Here is a 19,247-nt window from a genome sequence, read left to right as displayed (position 1 = left end):
GCCGATGGCCCCACCCTGATTGTTCTTATAGGTAAGCGTGGTCTTCTCAGACCATTGCCGGGTCCGGCTCCAGGCCCATCAGTTCACGGCCCAGGATCTGTGCGCAAACGTCATAGTCGGTGTAGGCATGGGCCCCGGCGAGGTGAACGTCGCGGAACAGGCGTTGCAGTTCGTTGGTTTCAAACCAGGCGCCACCGCCCGCCGCCTCCATCAGCCGATCCACCGCCTGGATGCACATCTTGGTGGCATAGCCCTGGTTGGTCCGCCAGAACGCCAGGGTGCCGCGGCTTGGGTATTCATGGCGCGCGCTGTGCTCGGCGATCTCGTCCCAGCTTTTTTCCAGCAAGGCCCGTGCAGCGGCCACCTGGTGAGTGGATTCGGCCAGGCGCATCAACGCCGGGGTCGCAGCACCGACGGCCGCACCGGTATAGGCCCGCACGCGGTTTCTGGTTTTTTCACGGAACACCTCAAGCATGCGCTCGGCGATCCCCAGGCTGACCGTGGAAAAACCGCTGGCAAAATACGGACGGTACGGCGCGAAGAAAATCCTGCTGTCGGGATACAGGCCAAAGCCCGCCGACTGGCCTTCCATCATGTCCTTGGCCTTCTGGATACGGTGCTCGGGCACAAAGGCCTGGTCAACGAGCAAGGTCTTGCTGCCGCTGCCACGCATGCCCACGGCATACCAGTCGTCACGAATCTGATAGTCACTGCGCGGGAGCACGGCGAAGCAATAATCCTGGGTGCCTTCGGCGTTTTTGCGGCGAAAGCCCATGATCGCCCACTCGGCATGGTCACAGCCCGAACTCCAGCCCATCTCGCCGCTGAAGGTCACGCCACCCGGCACTTCTTCGGTACGGCCGAACGGCGCGATGCTGCTGCTGGCCGTGGCGTCGGGGTCGTTGCCCCAGACTTCATCCTGCAACTTTGCCGCAAACATCGCCATCTGATGACTGTGGGTACACAGCAGGCTCATGGCCCACGCGGTGCTCGCACAAGAACCGGCCAACAGGGCAATGCACTGGGTAAACTGTGGCAGGGAGATTTCCATGCCGCCGTACTTTTTCGGCAAGAACGCCCGGTGCATGCCGATGCCCTTGAGCAACGCGATATTCTCGGCAGGCACGCTGCGGTCTTTCTCGGCGGCGAAGGCATTGGCAGCGATGGAGGGCAAGACCGACTTGAGGTCTTCGAGCAGAGGGTTTGGCTTTTTCATGGGCGGTCTCTTTATTATTGGATATCCCCATTCCTGGCCGGCCTGTGCCCTGCTCACTCGACAGGAGGCTTAAAACAACCGGGAACGTTCGTAATGACGGGCCCAGTATGTGGCGCTTGGTCGCAGCGCAAAATGCACGTTCCAGATGGAAGATGGTACTTTTCATGGCCCACAGAAAAGCCGCCGCAAAAACTGCGACGGCTTGGCCGGGGTGGAACATTTCGCGCTCAACCACCGAAGATCCAATATGGGAGCTGGCTTGAACTGCGATAGCGTCGGTACGACCAATATTGATATTGACTGATCTGCCGCCATCGCAGCCTCGCTGGGGCTCGACAGCTCCCACATTTGATCCGGGTGACACCCAGGGCTCAGTGCACTGTCCCTTGTCGAGCCGAATCCCTGTGGGAGCTGTCGAGCCCCGGCGAGGCTGCGATAGGATCGACTCGGTCCACCTGCAAAATCGAGGTGCCTGCATCGCAGCCTCGCTAAAGCTCGACAGCTCCCACATTTGACACGGGTGACACCCAGGGCTCAGTGCACTGTCCCTTGTCGAGCCGAATTCCTGTGGGAGCTGTCGAGCTCCGGCGAGGCTGCGATAGGATCGACTCGGTCCACCTGCAAAATCGAGGTGCCCGCATCGCAGCCTCGCTAAAGCTCGACAGTTCCCACAAGAGCCCGCGGGCCTTAGCGATAGCGCTCAAGCCAGTGCGCGTACGGCGCCGGCAGGGTCCAGGAGGCTTTGTCCACGCCCAGTTCCTTGGCGGCGAAGTATGCCCAGTGTGGGTCGGCCAGGTGTGCACGGCCCACGGAGACCAGGTCCAGTTGACCGGCCTGCAGCGCGCCTTCGGCCAGTTGTGGCGTACCAAAACCCCAGGCCGAGGTGACCGGCAAACCGGCTTCGCGGCGGACGCGCTCGGCAATCGGCCCCATAAAGGCCGGGCCCCAGGGGATCGCGGTGTCGGGGATGGTAAAGCCGACACTGACGCTCAACAAATCCAGGCCGCCGGCCTTGAAGCGCCGGGCCAGTTCGATGGATTCCTCCAGGGTCTGCTCGTCGCGCCCATCATATTCGAGAACCCCGAAACGCGCGGTCAGCGGCAGGTTTTCCGGCCAGACTTCACGCACCGCCGCGAGGGTTTCCAGCAGGAAACGGCTGCGGTTATCGAAGCTGCCACCGTAGGCATCGGTGCGCTGGTTGGAGTGTTCGGAGAAAAAGCTCTGGCCCAGGTAACCGTGGGCAAAATGCAGTTCGATCCATTCAAAACCGGCGTCGCGAGCACGCCGTGCGGCCTCGACGAAGTCCTGCTGTACCCGGGCGATATCGTCCAGGGTCATGGCCTGGGGAACCGTCGGCAGGTTCGCGCCAAACGCGATCGCCGAGGGGGCCAGGGTTTGCCAGCCACGGGCGTCACCGGCGGGGATATGGTCGTCACCTTCCCACGGGCGGTTGGCGCTGGCCTTGCGCCCGGCGTGGGCGATCTGGATGCCGGGCACCGAACCTGCCGCCTTGATCGCTTGCACCATGGGCACAAAGGCCTGGGCATGGGCATCGCTCCAGATACCGGCGCAACCAGGGGTGATACGGCCTTCAGGGGCCACGGCGGTCGCCTCGACCACCACCAGGCCGGCACCGCCACGGGCCAGGCCGGCGAGGTGGACATGATGCCAGTCGTTGACCAGGCCGTCTTCAGCCATGTATTGGCACATCGGCGGAATGGCGATGCGATTGCGCAACGTCACGTCTTTGAGCGTGAAGGGTTCAAATAATGCAGCCATGGGAATGCTCCTGAAACGAGGGTGATGTTTGATTCGATAGTTCGATCTTAATCGAACTATGGTAATCAATGCCAGCCCTGTTATGATTCGCTGCATGCGAGCATTCAAACACCCCTCCCCCGAAGACCTAACCCTCGAACGCCTGCTCTACGCGTTGAGTGACCCTGTGCGCCTGGACATTGTGCGCTGCCTGGCCGACGTGGAAGAGGCCAGTTGCGGCGAGCTGGACGGCGGGCGGCCGAAGTCCAGCATGTCTCACCACTTCCGGGTGCTGCGCGATGCCGGGCTGGTGCATACCCGCAGCGTTGGCACCAGCCATATGAATTCGTTGCGGGCGGATGTGCTGGCCGCGCGGTTTCCCGGGTTGCTGGAGAGTATTCTGGCCCAGCAATGAGTCTTGCACGATCGCTTGCCAGCGCCTGCGACCTAATCCGTGCAGCCCGCGATCAACTCACCGATCGCCTGGGCATTCATCGGCACACTGAGGTAAAAGCCCTGCGCTTCATCGCACTGCACATCCTTCAACGCCTTGAGCTGGTCGATGGTTTCCACACCTTCGGCGGTGACTTTCAGCGAAAGCGCGCGGCCCAGGCCGACAATCGCCTGGATGATCGACTGATCACCACCGCTGGCGTTCAACCCACGGATAAAGCTGCGGTCGATCTTCAGCCCATCGAAGGGGAATGAACGCAGGTAACTCAGTGATGAGTAGCCGGTGCCAAAGTCATCCATCAGCAAGCGCACGCCCAGGGCCTTGAGGCCTTGCATGATGTTCAAGGCCACTTTTTCGTCGTTGAGCATCACGCTTTCAGTCAACTCCAGCTCCAGCCGCGCCGGGTTCAAGCCGGTCTCGACCAGCACCGCCTTGACCCGTGCCACCAAGTGCCCGCGCTGGAACTCGGTGGAGGACAGGTTGACCGAGATCATCACCTCCTCAGGCCAGCCAGCGGCCGCCCGGCAGGCCGTGTACAGCACCCAATTGCTCAATGGCAGGATCAGCCCGGTTTCTTCGGCGATGGGGATAAACACATCAGGCCCCAGCAACCCGCGCCTTGGGTGCTGCCAACGCACCAAGGCCTCGGCGCCGGCCAGGCGCTTGTCTTCAATGCGGTAGCGCGGCTGGTAATCCAGGCGCAGCTCGCCGTTCTTGATTGCATGACGCAAATCGGCTTCCAACTGGCGCCGCTCGATGATGCGTGCATTCATGTCGCCCGCATAAAAACGCCAAGTATTGCGCCCGCCATCCTTGGCTTCGTAAAGCGCGATATCGGCATAGCGCAGCAACTCATCGGCCTGGACCGCATCGGCCGGCGCCATGGCAATCCCAATACTGGCACTGATAAATACTTCGTGCTCGGCGAGGTAAAACGGCTGCTCGATACCATCGATCAGGCGCCGGCACAAGCTTTCCACCTCCAGCGGCGAGCTCATGTCGGCCACCACCAACATAAATTCATCACCGCCTATGCGCGCCACCAGGTCGTCACCGCGCAGGCAGCCCTGCAAGCGCCGGGATACCTGGTTGAGCACATCATCACCGGCGGCGTGCCCCAGCAGGTCATTGACCGGCTTGAAGCGATCAAGGTCGATACTGAGCATCACCAACGGCCTTTCCAGGGTCGGCACCGCCTTGAGTTTGCCTTCCAGGAACTCTTGCATGCGCGTGCGGTTGGCCAGGCCGGTCAAGGCATCGTGTTGCGACAGGTATTCAATGCGTCGCCGTGCCTCGACCTCTTCGGTGATATCGCTGGCCGTGCCCCGATAGCCCTGGCCCGGGATCTCACGCACCGACAGCCGGCAGATGCGCAGTTCCCCGCCGCCACACAGGTAACTGCACTGTACGATGGCATTCGGGCGACGGGCATGGTCCTTGAACCAGGCGGACAACAGGCCCTGATCCGACGTCAGCAGGTCATCCGCCACCAGCCCCAGCCATTTGGCCCCGACAAGGCCGGTGATCACGTCAAAACGTTCCGACAGGTAGGTAAACCGCAGTTGGGTGTCCACCTCCCAGATCCAGTCGGAGGCCGCCTCGGCCACATCGCGAAAGCGCTCCTCGCTCACCGCCAGCGCGGCGCGACTGGCCTGCAGGGTCGCGTAGTTACTGTCCATGACCCGCGCGGCGGCGGTGCTGCGGCGCTGGATAACCCAGGCCATCAGGGTAAAGATCAAGCCGGCAACAATCACCAGTGGTACGACCAGCACCAGCAATTGGTGCCCAGGGTCATCCGAAGTCCATTGCACAACGCCTGCATTGTCCCTGAGGCTCAAACTCAACACGCCCGCAGCTACCCCACCAGCCGGGACAACCCGCAAATCCTGCACACCAAACTCCTGGCCCAGTGCAGCCAGCCGTTGCGGCGCAAGCTTGGCAATGAAGATCAACACCGCGGCGGGCCCCGCCTCGGCCTTCACGTTCGGATCGATGCCCGGCGTAAGCGCTGCGGCGGCCAGCACCGCCAGCGTGCCGTCTGCCTGAACCAGGCGGCTCAGCGCTTGACCGTTGACGGCGGCTTCCCGGGCCTGGGCCAGCAGGGGCTCGATCGGCATCGGCAACCAGTCCTGCACCGCAACGGCCTGCAACTGGCCTTCAATCACCGAATACACCGTGCGGCCGCTGGCATCGACCACAAAGACCCCCTCGAAGCCCAAGTCGGTAAATAGCGTCGAGCCCAGGTTTTGCCGGGCAAATGCCCAGTCCACATCCACCTGCTGATGCAGGTGGATGTAGGCATCTCCCCAGAAGGCATAGTCCTTGACCGTAGAGGCAGCGACCTTTTCAACAGACTGCAGGGCGTTTTCGATATCGATCCGAGTGTGCTCGCCGGCATCGTGGTTCAGGTGAGCGGCAATCGAGACCAGCAACACCCCGACCAGCAGAAACATGGCCAGTAACAGCAGCGAACAGGCGAGCAGATAGGCCCGTGCGGTGGAGAGATTGGAAACTTTGCCTTTGAGCAACGACTTGGGATCAATGTTGAGCTTTTCCATAGCACTCCAGGTGCCGTGACGACCTAAGAACCCGCACCGAAAATCACACCACGCACCCCGGGGTGCGCGACTACCTGCCCATAGACAATAGACAATTTTTTGTGTTCCATCGAAGTTCAGGGTTTACCCAGCACCTTGCTGAAACGCTGAGCAGCCGGTTGCAACCAGCGCGCCTGCACCAGCAATGGGGTCACCGCAGCACCCGGTTCGAGCTGCCCATCCACCTGCAAACGCTGCGAGGCGGCCTCAACCTTGAAATGGTGCTCGCCAGGCCGTTGCACATCCGCCAACAGCCGCAGCCCATCCCGGCATTGCAGCGCGATCCGGGTGTCGCCCAGGTTGACCAGCCACGGGCTCAACACTGCCAGATCGTGCCCCAGCAATTGGCCTTCGGCCCGCAGGCAACTCATTCCCGCGCCATCGACCTGCAATCGCCCTTCCCAACGCCCATCCAGCACAAACATCGGCGCGGGCCAGGCGCTGACTGCGCGCGGTGCCAACTGCGCCTGCCAGTTCCACGGCCAGCCGTGAACCGACAACGCCCAGATGCGCTGTTGAAAGCCCAGGTTGACCTGCGCCGCCCACGGCCGGATCTTCCACGCCACCGGCCCCAGCGCACCGACGCGAGCCGCACGGCCAGCCCACAGGCTGCCCGCGACGCCGCTGGGCTGCCAGCCGGTCGGCCATGGCAACTGACGGGCAACGAAGGCCGCCGGCAGCTCCAGCAGCACGGTCAGGCTGAACACCAAAACGCCCCAGAGGATGAGCGCGCGACTCATGGCCGCGCCGCCACGTCCAGGCTGAAGGCATAACCCTGGCCGCCGCCCTGCTCCAGGCTCCACTGCACGGGTCGCCCCCCTTGCTCCTGCACGGTGCGCAACAGTTGCTGCAGGGCCTGGGGGCCGGGCAGTTCGCCCTGCAATTGCCAGCGATCGCCCTGTTGTTCGACCCGGGTCAGCACCCATTGGCGCGACACGGCCAGGGCCTGCCATTGCTCGTTGGAAAACACCGCTGGCGGCGGCAGTGCGCCGGCCTGTTGCGCCAGCGCCTGCCACTGGCGTGCCTCCTGCCAGGCCGCCAGCAGCGGGCGTGTCAACAGCACCAGCAATAACAGCAGCACCGTTGACCAGCCGGCCAGCAAGCCATAGCGCCGCTTGGCCGGCAGTTGGTTGAAGTGGGCCAGATACGCCTGCATCCGTGCCTTCATGGTTGTTCTCCCAGCTCAAAAGTCAGGTGCAATTGGCCGGCGGCGCTTTGCGCCTCGTCAAGCCATTGGGCGCCAGCAGCCTGGGCCATAGCCTGCCACTCGGCGGGCAACGGCCGCGGACCATTGCCGCGCAAGGCCAGGCGCCAATGGCTGCCGTCCAGTTCGATGCGCACCACCGACCAGCCCGGCTGCTGTTGCAACCAGGCCGAAAATGCCTGCTCCAGGGCCACGATCTGTTGCTGACGCACCTGCCAGTCGGTCGCCTCAGCCTGCACCCGCGCCAGCGCCGCACGCGCCTGTTGCGGGCTGTTCGCAGGCCCGGTCACCGCCCTGACCTGCGCCTTCCACCCCTCGATCTGGCGCAGGCTCTGCCCCAGATACAGCGCACTCCAACAGGCGGCCAGTACCACGCAACCCAGCAGCAAACGGCGCTGCATCCCACTCATCAATGGGGCCCGCTGCGGGTGGGCCGGCCGCGTGTTCTCCAACACACTGGGCACCTGTTCCAGGCGCGCCAGACGCGACGGCCAGTCACCCTCAAGCGTCTCGGCAGGCAAGTCGCGCCAGGCCTGGGGCAGGCGTTCACCCAACACCGGCGGCCACACCAGCCATTGCCGGGAGTGCGCTTTAAGGCAGCGCACCTGCGCACGCCGCCACTCCACCACTTGCCCCGCCTCGGGTGGCGGCAACAACTGCAACTCCGCCCAGCCGTGGGTAATCTGCAGCCCAAGCGCGGCGCACTCGGCCAGCCATTGCTGGACCTGCTGGCGCTGCATCACCAGCAACTCCAGCTGCCCGGCCTCGCGGGACAGGCAACTGACCAGCAATGCTTCGGCGGGCTGCTGCGCATACTCCTCGAACAATTGCGGCCACTCGTGGCGCTTGAGCCCCGGCGGCGCCGGCAGGCAGAAATGGCTGCAATCGAGCGCTGGAATAATCAAGGCGCCCGGCAGTTGCAGCAGCGCGGACGGTGGCGGCCAGGTGCCGCTTGCGCAAGCCTGTTGCGCGCTGTAGTGCAACCACTGCCAACGGCTCTCGGCAGTGGCCGGCGGGCGCACCAGCAACCATTCCCGTGGCTTGGCGCGCAGACGTTCAAACATGCCTGCGCTCCGGCTCATGGCTGGGTATCGGGCAAGGCAAAAGTACAGACATAAGGGGCTCCATGGTGCTCGAACTCGATCCGCACGCCGCGATTGGGGTGGGCGGCAACAGTAGAAGGAAAGGCCAGCCAGCGCGTGCCCTGGTAAAAACTGAATGTGGCGCGCTCGACCGGCGCCAGTGCCGCCTTGAGTTCCCAGCGCGGCTTGTCGGCGGCGTACAGGTCGGCCGAGGCCCACAGCTCCAGGCGCTGCTGGCGCCCATCGAACACCAGGCGCTGGCGTTGCACCCGCGATGCGCCCTCGGCCGGCGGCCAGGCGCCCAGGGCCACCCACTGCAATTGCCCAAGGCCCGGCTGCCACTCCAGCCAGGCCAGGTCCAGGGGCAGGCGCTGCTCGTACAACTGGCGCAACACCAGGGCGTCGAAGCGGCGCTCCAGGGCCATGCAGAACTCCAATACCTGAGGTTCGCTGCCCGGCTCCTCCAGACGCTCACGCACCTTGACCCAGCCATTGACCAAGGCCGCCAGCAACACCCCGACCACCGCCGTGAGGGCCATGGCCACCAACAGCTCGACCAGGGTCAAGCCGCGCTGCGCCGCCTTCATGGACGCACCAGGAACAGGCTGAACTGGCCCAGGGGCTGACGCTGCTGGGGATCGGCAAATAAGCTCAACTCACCCCGGCGCAAGCGCTTGACCCCGGTATTACCCAGGGTCAGTTGCCAATGACAGGTGGCATGCCCCTGGCGCAGCTCGCCGCTCACCGCATTGATCTGCGGCCAGTACTGCTCCACGCCAAACCGCGCCTCCAGCTCCCGTGCGCACAAACTGCCCAGGCGATGTTGGGCGACGGCCTGGTGGGTCGCGATGCGCTGGCGCAGCAACTGGCTGACCATCACCGCCATCAACGCGGCAATCCCCAGGGCGACCATGACTTCGAGCAAGGTAAAACCACGCTGGCGCTTCATGGCAGGGTCGCGATATGCAAGGTGTTGTCCGTTTGCCATTGCCAGCGCTCGCGGCCCTCGGCCCAGCGCCAGGTGAGTGACACCGGGCGCGCCAGTCCCGAGGGGGTGAACATCACCTGGGGCTCGCGGCTCACCGGCCAGTCCGGTTGCAAGCCGGCCGGCCACGGCGCGCCGCGCGACGGTGCGACCTGCCACCCAGGCGCGCCCTGCCCCGCCTGCCAGCGCACGAATTCAGGGCTGCGGCCATTCCAGCGCAAGCCCAGCAACTGCCCGGCATGCCGGGCCTGGGCGGCCTGGCTGCGCGCCTCGTTGGCCAACTGGGCCAGGGCCTGGCGCATCGGCGCCTGGCCGGCATCCAGGTAGGCCACGCCCAGGGCACTGAACAAGCCGACGATCAACAACACCACCAGCATTTCCAGGAGCGAAAACCCACGACTGCGCGGCATGCCTAGAGGTCCCAGTTACCGATATCGGCATCGGTGCCTTCGCCGCCTTCCTGGCCATCGGCGCCCAGGGAAAACAGATCCACCCGGCCATGCTGCCCGGGCGTGCGGTAGCCATAGGCATTGCCCCATGGGTCCTGGGGCAGGCGACGGATGTAGCCGTCGGCGCGCCAACTGCGCGGCAGCGGCTCCAGGCTCGGCTTGCTGACCAGGGCCTGCAAACCCTGCTCGGCGGTGGGGAACCGCAGGTTGTCGAGGCGGTACATATCCAGCGCCTGCTCCAGGGTCGCCAGGTCGGCCAGGGCCTTCTGGCGCATGGCTTTGTCCTGGCTGCCGAGCACACTGGGGGCGACCACGGCGATCAGCAGGCCGATGATAAAAATCACCACCATGATTTCCATCAGGGTGAAACCGCGCTCGCGACGCTTGACTACAGGAATGCCACTCATGGCGTGCTTCTCCATTTTCAGGTTGTCTAGGTTCAAAAACTCAGGCCCTGATTGAGCTGCATGATCGGCAGTAGCACGGCCAGCACGATGAACAACACCACCGCGCCCATCAGCAGAATCATCAGGGGTTCAAATAACGCCAGCAGCAGGTCGACCTGGCGTGCAAACCCACGCTCCTGGTTGTCGGCCACGCGCTCCAGCATGTCGGGCAAGGTGCCGCTGGCCTCGCCGCTGGCGACCATGTTCAACAGCATCGGCGGGAAGTGCCCGCTGGCACTCAGGGCGCGATACAGGGTCACGCCGCCTTCGACCTGCTCACGCACCGCCTCCAGGGCCTGGTGGATCTGCCGGTTGCCGACCGTGGCGGTGGCCACCTCCAGGGACTCCAGCAACGGCACGCCACTGCCCAGCAAAATCGCCAGGCTGCGCGAGACCCGGGCGCTTTCCAGCACCGCCAACAGCACGCCGATGCGCGGCAGGCGCAACGCCAGGCGGTCGCGGCGCAAACGCCATACCGCCTGGCGCAACAACAACCGCGCGCCCAGCGCCAGCAGCAAGCCCAGCCCCAGCAACCACGGGCCGAGCATCACCAGGCCCTCGCTGGCGCCGATCAGCACCCGGGTAATCAGCGGCAGGCTTTGCCCGGTGTGGCTGAACTGCTCGGTGAGCTTGGGCACCACAAAAGTCATCAGGCCGATCACCACCGCCAGCGACACCAGGATCAGCACCGCCGGGTAGATCAACGCCGTGCGCGCCTTGTGCCGCTGCTTCTGCACTTGCTCCAGGTGCTCGGCCAGGCGCTCCAGGACCGGCGCCAACTTGCCCGAGCGCTCGCCAGCCTCCACCAGTGCGCAATACAGGGTATTGAACTGCCCGCCCTGGCGCCGCAGGCTCTGGGCCAGGCTCAAGCCCTCGCCCAGGGCGCCGCGCACCGCCACCAGCAGGTTGCGAATCGCCGGTTCCGCCAGTTGGCGTTCCAGGGTGGCCAGGGCATCCACCAGGGGGATGCCGGCACTCAACAGCGTGGCCAACTGGCGGGTCAACTCGCACAGCTGGCCATGGTTCAAGCGTTGCCCACGCAGGCTCGACAGGCTTGCGCCCTGCACCTGCAACTCACGGGCAAACAGGCCCTGCTCACGCAGCAGTTGCCGGGCATGGCGCTCGCTTTCGGCCTGGATGCTGGCTTTGCGGCGATTGCCGCGCAGGTCCAGCGCCTGGTAGCGATAGGTCGGCATCAGTCACGCACCGCACGCAAGACCTGCTCTAGGCTGGTGTCGCCACGGCGCAGGCAGTCGGTGGCCATGGCGGTCAGGCTCTGGCGTTTGTCGGCGAGGTATTCGTGCATGGCCGCTTCGCTGGCGCCGTCGTACAGCAGGCTGATCAACCCGGCATCCAGGGTGATGAATTCGTAGAGGCCGATCCGCCCGTGGTAGCCACTGCCCTGGCAGTCATCGCAGCCCTGGGGGTGAAAGCTTTGTTCGAGGGTGGCCAACTCCGGCCACAGCTGACGCTCAGCCGCCTGCAAGGGCGCGGGCGTTGCGCAATGGCACAGGCGCCGCACCAGACGCTGGGCCATCACGCCCTTGAGGCTGGAGGCGATCAGGAACGGTTCGATGCCCATGTCGCGCAGCCGGGTGACCGCGCCCACCGCGCTGTTAGTGTGCAGCGTCGACAGCACCAGGTGCCCGGTGAGGCTGGCTTGCACGGCAATTTGCGCGGTCTCCTGGTCGCGAATTTCGCCGAGCATGATCACGTCCGGGTCCTGGCGCAGGATCGCCCGCAGGCCGCTGGCGAAGGTCATGCCGGCACGGGGGTTGATCGCGGTCTGGCCGATGCCGGTAATCGCGTATTCCACCGGGTCTTCGACGGTGAGGATGTTGCACGAGCCGTCGTTCAGCGCATTGAGGCTGGCATACAGCGTGGTGGTCTTGCCCGAGCCGGTGGGCCCGGTGCTCAGCAAAATCCCGTTGGGCCGCGACAGGCAGGCGCGCAACGCCTGCTCCACATCGGCGGGCATGCCCAGGTTATTCAGGTCCAGCAGGTTGGCCTGCTTGTCCAGCACGCGCATCACCACGCGCTCGCCATGGATGCCAGGCAAGGTGGAGACGCGGATATCCACCTCGCGCCCGCCGGAGCGCAGGGTGATGCGCCCGTCCTGGGGCTGGCGTTTTTCGGCGATATCCAGGCGCGCCATGACCTTGATCCGCGACACCAGCATGGCCGACAAGGCCCGTGGCGGGCGCAGGATTTCGCGCAGATGGCCATCGACCCGCAGGCGCACCACCAGGCTCTGCTCGAAGGTCTCGATATGGATATCCGAGGCCCGCAGGCGCAGGCCTTCGGCGAACAGACCGTTGATCAGGCGGATCACCGGCGCCTCGTTGTCGCTCTCCAGCAGGTCTTCGATACGCGGCAGTTCGCTGATCAGGCTGTCGAGATCGACCTGCTCGCCGATGCCCTCGATCAACGCCGCCGTGGCCGACTCGCCGGCCTGGTACAAGGCGCCCAGGCGCCGTTCGTACTGGGCCGGGTCAAGGTGCTCGACCGCCGATGGCAAGCCATGCACGCGCAACACTTCCTGCAAGGCGTCGGTGTCGACATCCTCGCGCAGGCACAAAGTCCAGCCTTGCGCGCCAGGCGCCCGCGCCAGCCCCGCCTGGCGTGCCAGTCGATAGGGCAACAACGTGCTCACCACACGCCCTCGTCGAGGCGCTCGCGGCTGGCCGGGAACAGGCGCAGCAAGGCGTTGTTATCGGAGATGGCGGGCAATGCCAGGTTCGAGTTGGCCTTGAGGTTGCGGTATTTCTCGCTGCTCAATTGGGCCAGGGTCTCGCCGTCGCGCATGATCCGCGGGCGGATAAACACCATCAGGTTCTGCTTGGTGCGCTGGCTGGCGTTGGAGCGGAACAGCCGCCCGACCCCGGGGATATCGCCGAGCCACGGCACCCGCTGGTCACTGTTCTTGGCCTCGTCGCCGATCAGCCCGCCGAGCACCACCAGGCCGTTGTCTTCGACCATGACCTTGGTCTTGATCTCGCGCTTGTTGGTGATCACATCGCTGGCACCGGTGCTGTCGGCAATCGACGAGACCTCTTGCACAATGTCCAGGCGCACGGTGTTGTCGATATTGATCTGCGGCTTGATCCGCAGCTTGATCCCCACTTCCTTGCGCTCGATGGTCTGGTAGGGGTTGGTGTTGTTCTGCGTTACCGAGCCCGTCACAAACGGCACTTCCTGGCCCACCAGGATCGACGCCTCGGCGTTGTCCAGGGTCAACAGGGTCGGGGTCGAGAGCAGGTTGAAACCGCTTTCGCTTTTCAGCGCATTGAGCAGCGCAATAAAGTTCAGCCCGCCGCCATTGAGCTTACCGAAGCCTGCGGTCGCCCCCGGCACATTGGCCAACAGCTTGCCCAGGCCTGCGGTGTCGCCGCTGGCTGCGGCCCCCGCCAGGCCGGCGATACTCGTCCCGCCATTGGTAAAGTTCACCGCGCCGCCACCAAACGAGTCGCCCAGAAACAGCCATTGCACCCCCAGCTCCTGGGCGCGGGTGTCGGAGACTTCGGCGATGATTGCTTCCACCACCACCTGGGCGCGGCGGATATCCAGTTGTTCGACGATGGTGCGGTAGGCGGCGATTTCGCTGTCCGGGCCGACCATCACCACGGCATTGGTGCCCTCCTCCGATTCCATGCGGATCCCCGAGGCGCTGGCCGCCATCTGCTTGGGCGCGCCTTCCGTGGGCACGCCTTCGCCAGCGGCGCCAGGGGTGTCCTGGCTCAAGCCGCGCAGCACCTTGACCACCTCAGCCGCATTGGCATGGCGCAGGTACATCACCACGGTGTTCGACGGGCGCAAGGCATTTTGCGGCTGGTCCAATTGCTTGAGCAGCGCGCGCACCCGCTGGCGGCTATCGGCACTGCCGCGCACCAGCAACGCATTGCTGCGCGGGTCGGCCACCACCTGCGCACCATCGGCGCCCTGCTCGCGGGCCAGCAGACGGGTCATCAGTTGCGCGGTGTCGTTGGCGCTGGCATTGACCAGGGGCAGCACTTCAAGAGGCTCCTGGCTGACCTGATCGAGTTGTTGCAACAGGCTGTCGATACGGTCGAGGTTGCTGCGCCAGTCGGTGATCACCAGCAGGTTAGCCGACGGGTATGGGCTGATCACCCCGACCCGGGGGTCGATCAGCGGCTTGAGGATGTTGAGCATCTGTTCGCTGGCAGCATTGCGCACGCTGAATACCCGGGTGGCCATGCCGTCGTTGGCTTGCGCAGCCTGACGCGTAGACTCCACCGGCACCGGCTCCAGGCGCGCGGCCTGGTCCGGCACGATCTTCACGCTGCCATTGGGCAGGTTGACGGCGGCAAAACCCTGGGCGCGCAATTGGGCGAGGAAGATGTCATAGATGGCCTCGCTGCCGAGCATATCCAGGCTGCGCACCGTGACCTTGCCCTTGACCCGTGGGTCGATGATGAAGGTGGTGTTGGTGATGCGCGACACGCTGTCGATAAAGTCACTGAGTTCGGTGTCGATGAAATTCACTTCATACAAGGCCGGCGCTTCTTCGGCGTGGGCCGGGGTCACGCTCAAGGCCAGGCACAATGCGCTCAGGCCCAGGCATTTATTGATCATGTGCATCGTCGGTTCATTCCTTGCGCTTGAGGCCGATCACCGGTCGCTCAGTCGGCCATGGCAAGCGCTCGCGCTGCCCTTGATTGTCGAAAATCAGCCCGCGTTCATCGATGTCCTGCAAGACGATGCCCGGGGCCAGGCGCTGACCCAGGGTCAGCGTGCGTTCTTGTTGCCGGTAGCGCAGCACCAGGACCGTGGCGCGCAACGGCGTGGCCTTGAGGCTGCCCAGGTAATCGACCTTGAGCGTGGTCAACGGCAGGTCGTCGCTGGGTGCCTGGCGCGGTGTCCAGTGGCTGCTCAACAGGTCGGCAACCGGCGCCGCTGGCGCGTAGGGCACGACCGGCTGGGCGATGCCGTGCCACAGTTGCAGCACACATTGCGCCGCCAGCCAGGCCAGCAGCGTTGCCAACAACAGGTTGCTTGTACGGCTCAAGTGGCCAGGCTCCGTGGATGCCACCCCGGGTGCCCCTGCACATAGCGCACTTCGGGCAGTTGCAGCGGTGCCAGTTGCCAATCCACCGGCTGCTCGCGCAACCAGCCTTCAAGGTGTTGCCACAGCGGTTGCCCAGCCTCGGCGGCAAAACCCAGGCCAAAGGTGCGGCAGGTGCCGACAGGTTCGGCAAACTCACTGACCCGCTTGCCGCCCGGGCTATAGGTGACCTGCCAGGGCTGGCCGAGCCAGCGCGGCAAGTCCTGGCTGTTATCCAGCAGCAGTGGCTCGCCAAACAGTTGCTCGGCGCCGTTTTCCAGGACCTGGCGCACCTGCTGCGCCGGGACATCCACCACCGGCGCCGGGTAACTGGCACTCAGGCTGATCAGGTGTTCGCGGGTAATCATCTGGCCACGGGCCAGGGGGCTGTCGTAGCGCAGGCCCGGCAGCAGCACCGCGCTCTTGGGCTCGCGGGCCAGGGCCTGGTGCAACAGGCGGTCCCAGCTGCCGGCGCGCACATCGCGGCGCCAGAGGTTTTCCGGGGCCTTGGCCAGGGGTTGGTCGAGCCAGGCGGCATGGGCGGCGCGCTGTTGCTGCAAGCGTGGTTGCAGGCGCTGGGCGTGGGCCTGGGCGGTAGCGTCCAACGCGCTGGCCTGGGCCGCAAAGAAGCGCGCCTCAAAGCGCCATTGCCCCGCCTGCGCCTGGCAGCGGATGCGGAAGGCGCCGCTGGCCCGGGTCCCGCCCAGCACCACCGGGACACGCTTGCCGGAGCTTTGCAGGATCTCTACCGGTTGCGGCCACAGGTCCTGGCCACGGGCACACAGCATCAGGTCTACCTGGCTCAGGCGCTCGGCCAGCCAGAACCCCGGCCCGGTGCCGACATCGGCCAGGGCCACCACCAGGTCGGCTTCTTCGCGGGCCTGGGCGAGCACCGGTTGCAGGCTGTGCAACCATTGTTTCAAGGAGGCTTGCTGGTCCCGTGCATAAGGGTCGGTAATGCCGACCACGGCGATGCGCACGCCGCCCCGGCGGAACACCTGCATGCCCGGGGTGGCCAGGCGTTGCGCCTGGTTGCTGGCCAGCCCGGCGCCCAGCACCGGCTGACCGAATTGCTGGTACAGGCCCTGGCATTGTTCGGGCCACAGCACGCGCTCGTCGCTGCTGACCCGCACCTCGCTACCGAGCAACTGGCTGCCCTGGACCCCGGACAAGCCACGGGTCAGGTAGGCCAGGCCGCTGCCGTTCCAGCACTGGCCGTTTTCCAGGGTCAGGCTATTCTCAGGCCCGGCTTCATCGCGCAGGCGTTGCAACACAGCACCGAGTACCGCATAGCCACCGGTTTGCACACCGTCACTTAAGGAGGCATCCAGCAGGCCATCCAACGAGCTGCCATCAGCCTGGCGAAAACGCGCATTGGCCCCGGTAATCCACGGCGCCTGGCCGATCCGTGTTGCCGGCCCCAGGCGGGTGGCGGGCACCACCGGGCGACCCGGCAGGCGGGCATCGAGGGTGTCGGCAATGTACAGCAGGTCGACCGGCTGGCTGTCCGCAGGCCCCGCCGCAGCCCCCCGGCTAGAGCAGCCGGCCAGCCACGGCGCACAGGCGCCCAGCGTCATCCATCCCAATACATCGCGCCGCACCATTGAAGCCATTGTTCTCTCACCCTGAGGCTAACTGCTTTAAGGGCGGCATAGTGGGGGTCAATTAATGACGGTTTAATGTCAGTTTTTTAACAGGAGTGAAATATGCAAACCTGCAACAAAAAGAAATAAAAAAATTAAACTTAAATACATTTTTAACAAAACCGACCGCGAATCATCATATTCGGCTCTTAGAGTTCGGGCTCCTTTCAAAAATCGTGATCTACAAAGGACCTGATGAAATGAGTCGAGAGACTGGCGACAACCAGAATCGCAACCTGAGCCTCAATGAGCCGATGGAATCGGTACTCACGGCCTACCTGAGCCGCCGCAGTGTGGTCCGGGGCGGGCTCGGCGCCGCGATCGCCATGATTGCCGGCACCGGCCTGACAGGCTGCTTTGACAGCGGCGGTGGCTCTGACCACGACACCCCGACCGAACCCGGCAAGCCGGCATTGAAACTGGGCTTCAACTCGATTCCCGGCTCGCGCACCGACGGCTGCACCGTGGCGGCCGGCTACACCGCGCACATCCTCGCGCCCTGGGGCACACCGCTCAACAGCAATGCGGCTGCGTGGAAAAGCGATGGCACCAATACCTCCACCGACCAGGCCAACTCGGTCGGCATGAACCACGATGGCATGCGCTTCTTCCCGATCAATGGCAGCTCCACTGACGGCCTGATTGCGATCAACCACGAATACATCGAACAAGCCGAACTGCACCCCAATGGCGCCACCCTGATCGGCGGCGTGCGCCCGGTGGAAGAAGTGCGCAAGGAAATCAACGCCCACGGCGCGGGTGTGATGCGTGTGACTAAGGTCAATGGCCGCTGGCAGGTTATGGAAAACGACCCACTGAACCGTCGCTTCACCTCGGCCACGCTGATGGATCTGGCGGGGCCAATGAAAGGCACCGAACACGTCAAGACCAAGTTTTCGCCAACCGGCACCCAGACCCGTGGCACCAACAACAACTGCGGCAATGGCTACACGCCGTGGGGCACCTACCTCACCTGCGAAGAAAACTGGCCTGGGATTTTCGTCAACCGCAGCGGCAACCGCCCGGCCGACCAGGTACGCATCGGCGTGGGCACCAGCAACGGCAACTATCGCTGGGAGAGCGTCGCAGGTGACCCCAGCGAAGTGAATGGCGAGTTCAGCCGTTTCAACGTCACCCCAAGCGGCGCCACGGCCACCGACGACTACCGCAACGAAGCCAGCACCTATGGCTACATCGTCGAGATCGACCCGTACAACGCCGCGACCCGCGCCGTGAAACGCACCGCGCTCGGCCGTTTCCGCCACGAAGGTTGCTGGCCGGGCCTGACCACCGCCGGCAAGCCAGTGGTGTTCTACAGCGGCGACGACTCGCAGAACGAGTACCTGTACAAATTCGTCTCCACCGCCTTGTGGGATCCGGCAGACGCCAACCCCAGCGATCGCCTGGCCACCGGCGCCAAGTACATGGACAGCGGCAAACTCTACGTGGCGCGCTTCAATGCCGACGGCAGCGGCAACTGGTTGCTGCTCGACGTGGCCAGCCCGACCGTGGATGGCAGCACCCTGGGCGCGAAGTTCACCGACCTGCCGGGGATCATCCTCAACACCCGTGGCGCAGCCGACGCCGTGGGCGCGACGCCGATGGACCGCCCGGAATGGACCTCGGTCAACCCACTCAATGGCGACGTGTACCTGACGCTCACCAACAACACCAGCCGCACCGTGGCCAACGCCGCCAACCCGCGCGTAAACAACAAGCACGGGCACATCATTCGCTGGCATGACGCCGATAACCAGGTGGCCTTCACCTGGGACATCTTTGTGTTTGGCGCCAACGCCGCCGGCGCCCCGGACCTCAACCGCTCGGGCCTGACCACACTGAACCAGTTCGCCAGCCCCGACGGCATGACCTTCGACAGCCGCGGCGTGATGTGGATCCAGACCGACAACGGCGAAAAAACCCTGACCGACTACACCAACGACCAGATGCTGGTGGTGATCCCCACCAATATGGTCGATGCCCAGGGCAAACAAGTGCCGGTCAATGCACAGAACCAGGCGGACCTGCGGCGCTTCTTCGTAGGGCCCAATGGTTCGGAAGTGACCGGGGTGACCTTTACGCCGGACAACAAGACGGTGTTTATCAACATCCAGCATCCAAGCAACTGGCCATCCACCAATGTGGCGACCGACGTCACCGTGGGCAAGGTGCGGGCGCGGGCGTCCACCGTGGTGATCCAGCGGGCCGATGGGGGGGAATTGGCGATTTGATAGCGAGGCAGGAGCCGGCCTGGTTCCTGCCTCACTGGCCTTGTGGGAGCTGTCGAGTTCCGACGGGGCTGCGATGACGAGGTCATGGCCAGCATTGATGTTGGCTGACCCACCGCTATC

Annotated in this window: 17 protein-coding genes; 2 read left to right on the top strand and 15 right to left on the bottom strand. The window is 64.6% G+C overall.

The features are described from left to right. Positions 1-46 precede the first annotated feature (46 nt). Both AC07W7_RS01080 and AC07W7_RS01075 read right to left on the bottom strand, forming a co-directional pair. Complete coding sequence (locus AC07W7_RS01080; RefSeq protein ID WP_495038445.1) at positions 47-1,216, bottom strand: p-hydroxyphenylacetate 3-hydroxylase oxygenase component; 1,170 nt, start codon at positions 1,214-1,216, stop codon at positions 47-49. Between the two features lie 687 nt (positions 1,217-1,903). Next, positions 1,904-2,995 (bottom strand): NADH:flavin oxidoreductase/NADH oxidase, encoded by a 1,092-nt coding sequence (locus tag AC07W7_RS01075; RefSeq protein ID WP_076963695.1) that lies wholly within the window; start codon positions 2,993-2,995, stop codon positions 1,904-1,906. 58 nt (positions 2,996-3,053) lie between these two features. On the opposite strand from AC07W7_RS01075, the gene AC07W7_RS01070 reads away from it, so the two are divergent. Continuing rightward, positions 3,054-3,389: an ArsR/SmtB family transcription factor gene (locus tag AC07W7_RS01070; RefSeq protein WP_495038444.1), complete on the top strand. Its 336-nt coding sequence runs from the start codon at positions 3,054-3,056 to the stop codon at positions 3,387-3,389. A gap of 32 nt (positions 3,390-3,421) precedes the next feature. Here AC07W7_RS01070 and AC07W7_RS01065 read toward each other — a convergent pair whose 3' ends face one another. From AC07W7_RS01065 to AC07W7_RS01005, 13 genes are all read right to left on the bottom strand, one after another. After that, on the bottom strand, positions 3,422-5,986 hold the full coding sequence (locus AC07W7_RS01065) for a bifunctional diguanylate cyclase/phosphodiesterase (RefSeq protein WP_495038443.1): 2,565 nt from the start codon (positions 5,984-5,986) through the stop codon (positions 3,422-3,424). Between the two features lie 116 nt (positions 5,987-6,102). After that, positions 6,103-6,765 carry a hypothetical protein gene (locus AC07W7_RS01060; protein WP_495038442.1) on the bottom strand — a complete coding sequence of 221 codons (663 nt, stop codon included), beginning with the start codon at positions 6,763-6,765 and terminating at the stop codon, positions 6,103-6,105. After that, positions 6,762-7,193, bottom strand: coding sequence for a type II secretion system protein GspM (gene gspM, locus AC07W7_RS01055; protein WP_099169654.1), 432 nt, complete (start codon positions 7,191-7,193; stop codon positions 6,762-6,764). Before gspM ends, AC07W7_RS01060 begins: the two co-directional genes overlap by 4 nt. Further along, entirely contained in the window at positions 7,190-8,293 is a 1,104-nt protein-coding gene (locus AC07W7_RS01050; RefSeq protein WP_495038441.1) for a type II secretion system protein GspL, read from the bottom strand. The genes gspM and AC07W7_RS01050 overlap by 4 nt, the downstream gene beginning before the upstream one ends. 14 nt (positions 8,294-8,307) lie before the next feature. Next, positions 8,308-8,898, bottom strand: a complete 591-nt coding sequence (locus AC07W7_RS01045) for a PulJ/GspJ family protein (protein ID WP_495038440.1) — start codon at positions 8,896-8,898, stop codon at positions 8,308-8,310. Then, complete coding sequence (locus tag AC07W7_RS01040) at positions 8,895-9,260, bottom strand: type II secretion system protein (protein WP_495038439.1); 366 nt, start codon at positions 9,258-9,260, stop codon at positions 8,895-8,897. The genes AC07W7_RS01045 and AC07W7_RS01040 overlap by 4 nt, the downstream gene beginning before the upstream one ends. After that, positions 9,257-9,706, bottom strand: a complete 450-nt coding sequence (gene gspH / locus AC07W7_RS01035; protein ID WP_495038438.1) for a type II secretion system minor pseudopilin GspH — start codon at positions 9,704-9,706, stop codon at positions 9,257-9,259. Before gspH ends, AC07W7_RS01040 begins: the two co-directional genes overlap by 4 nt. Positions 9,707-9,708: 2 nt before the next feature. After that, entirely contained in the window at positions 9,709-10,152 is a 444-nt protein-coding gene (gspG, locus tag AC07W7_RS01030; RefSeq protein ID WP_076963704.1) for a type II secretion system major pseudopilin GspG, read from the bottom strand. A gap of 32 nt (positions 10,153-10,184) precedes the next feature. Further along, the gene (gene gspF, locus AC07W7_RS01025) at positions 10,185-11,387 is read right to left on the bottom strand and encodes a type II secretion system inner membrane protein GspF (RefSeq protein WP_495038437.1); all 1,203 of its coding nucleotides are present in this window, start codon (positions 11,385-11,387) and stop codon (positions 10,185-10,187) included. Then, complete coding sequence (locus tag AC07W7_RS01020) at positions 11,387-12,835, bottom strand: GspE/PulE family protein (protein WP_083743079.1); 1,449 nt, start codon at positions 12,833-12,835, stop codon at positions 11,387-11,389. Before AC07W7_RS01020 ends, gspF begins: the two co-directional genes overlap by 1 nt. Positions 12,836-12,840: 5 nt before the next feature. Continuing rightward, positions 12,841-14,790: a type II secretion system secretin GspD gene (gene gspD / locus AC07W7_RS01015; RefSeq protein WP_495038436.1), complete on the bottom strand. Its 1,950-nt coding sequence runs from the start codon at positions 14,788-14,790 to the stop codon at positions 12,841-12,843. 7 nt (positions 14,791-14,797) lie between these two features. Further along, a complete protein-coding gene (locus AC07W7_RS01010; protein WP_495038435.1) occupies positions 14,798-15,217 on the bottom strand; it encodes a pilus assembly protein PilZ in 420 nt (139 codons plus the stop codon). Continuing rightward, positions 15,214-16,866 (bottom strand): bifunctional UDP-sugar hydrolase/5'-nucleotidase, encoded by a 1,653-nt coding sequence (locus AC07W7_RS01005; protein WP_495038434.1) that lies wholly within the window; start codon positions 16,864-16,866, stop codon positions 15,214-15,216. The genes AC07W7_RS01010 and AC07W7_RS01005 overlap by 4 nt, the downstream gene beginning before the upstream one ends. Positions 16,867-17,096: 230 nt before the next feature. Here AC07W7_RS01005 and AC07W7_RS01000 point away from each other — a divergent pair, with 230 nt between their 5' ends. Next, positions 17,097-19,127: a PhoX family protein gene (locus tag AC07W7_RS01000; protein ID WP_076963708.1), complete on the top strand. Its 2,031-nt coding sequence runs from the start codon at positions 17,097-17,099 to the stop codon at positions 19,125-19,127. Positions 19,128-19,247: the final 120 nt, after the last annotated feature.

The sequence above is a fragment of the Pseudomonas sp. GW821-FHT01D09 genome (genome assembly GCF_059422465.1).
Note: the sequence above shows the minus strand (reverse complement) of the source record. Positions and strands in the feature narration are given on the sequence as shown.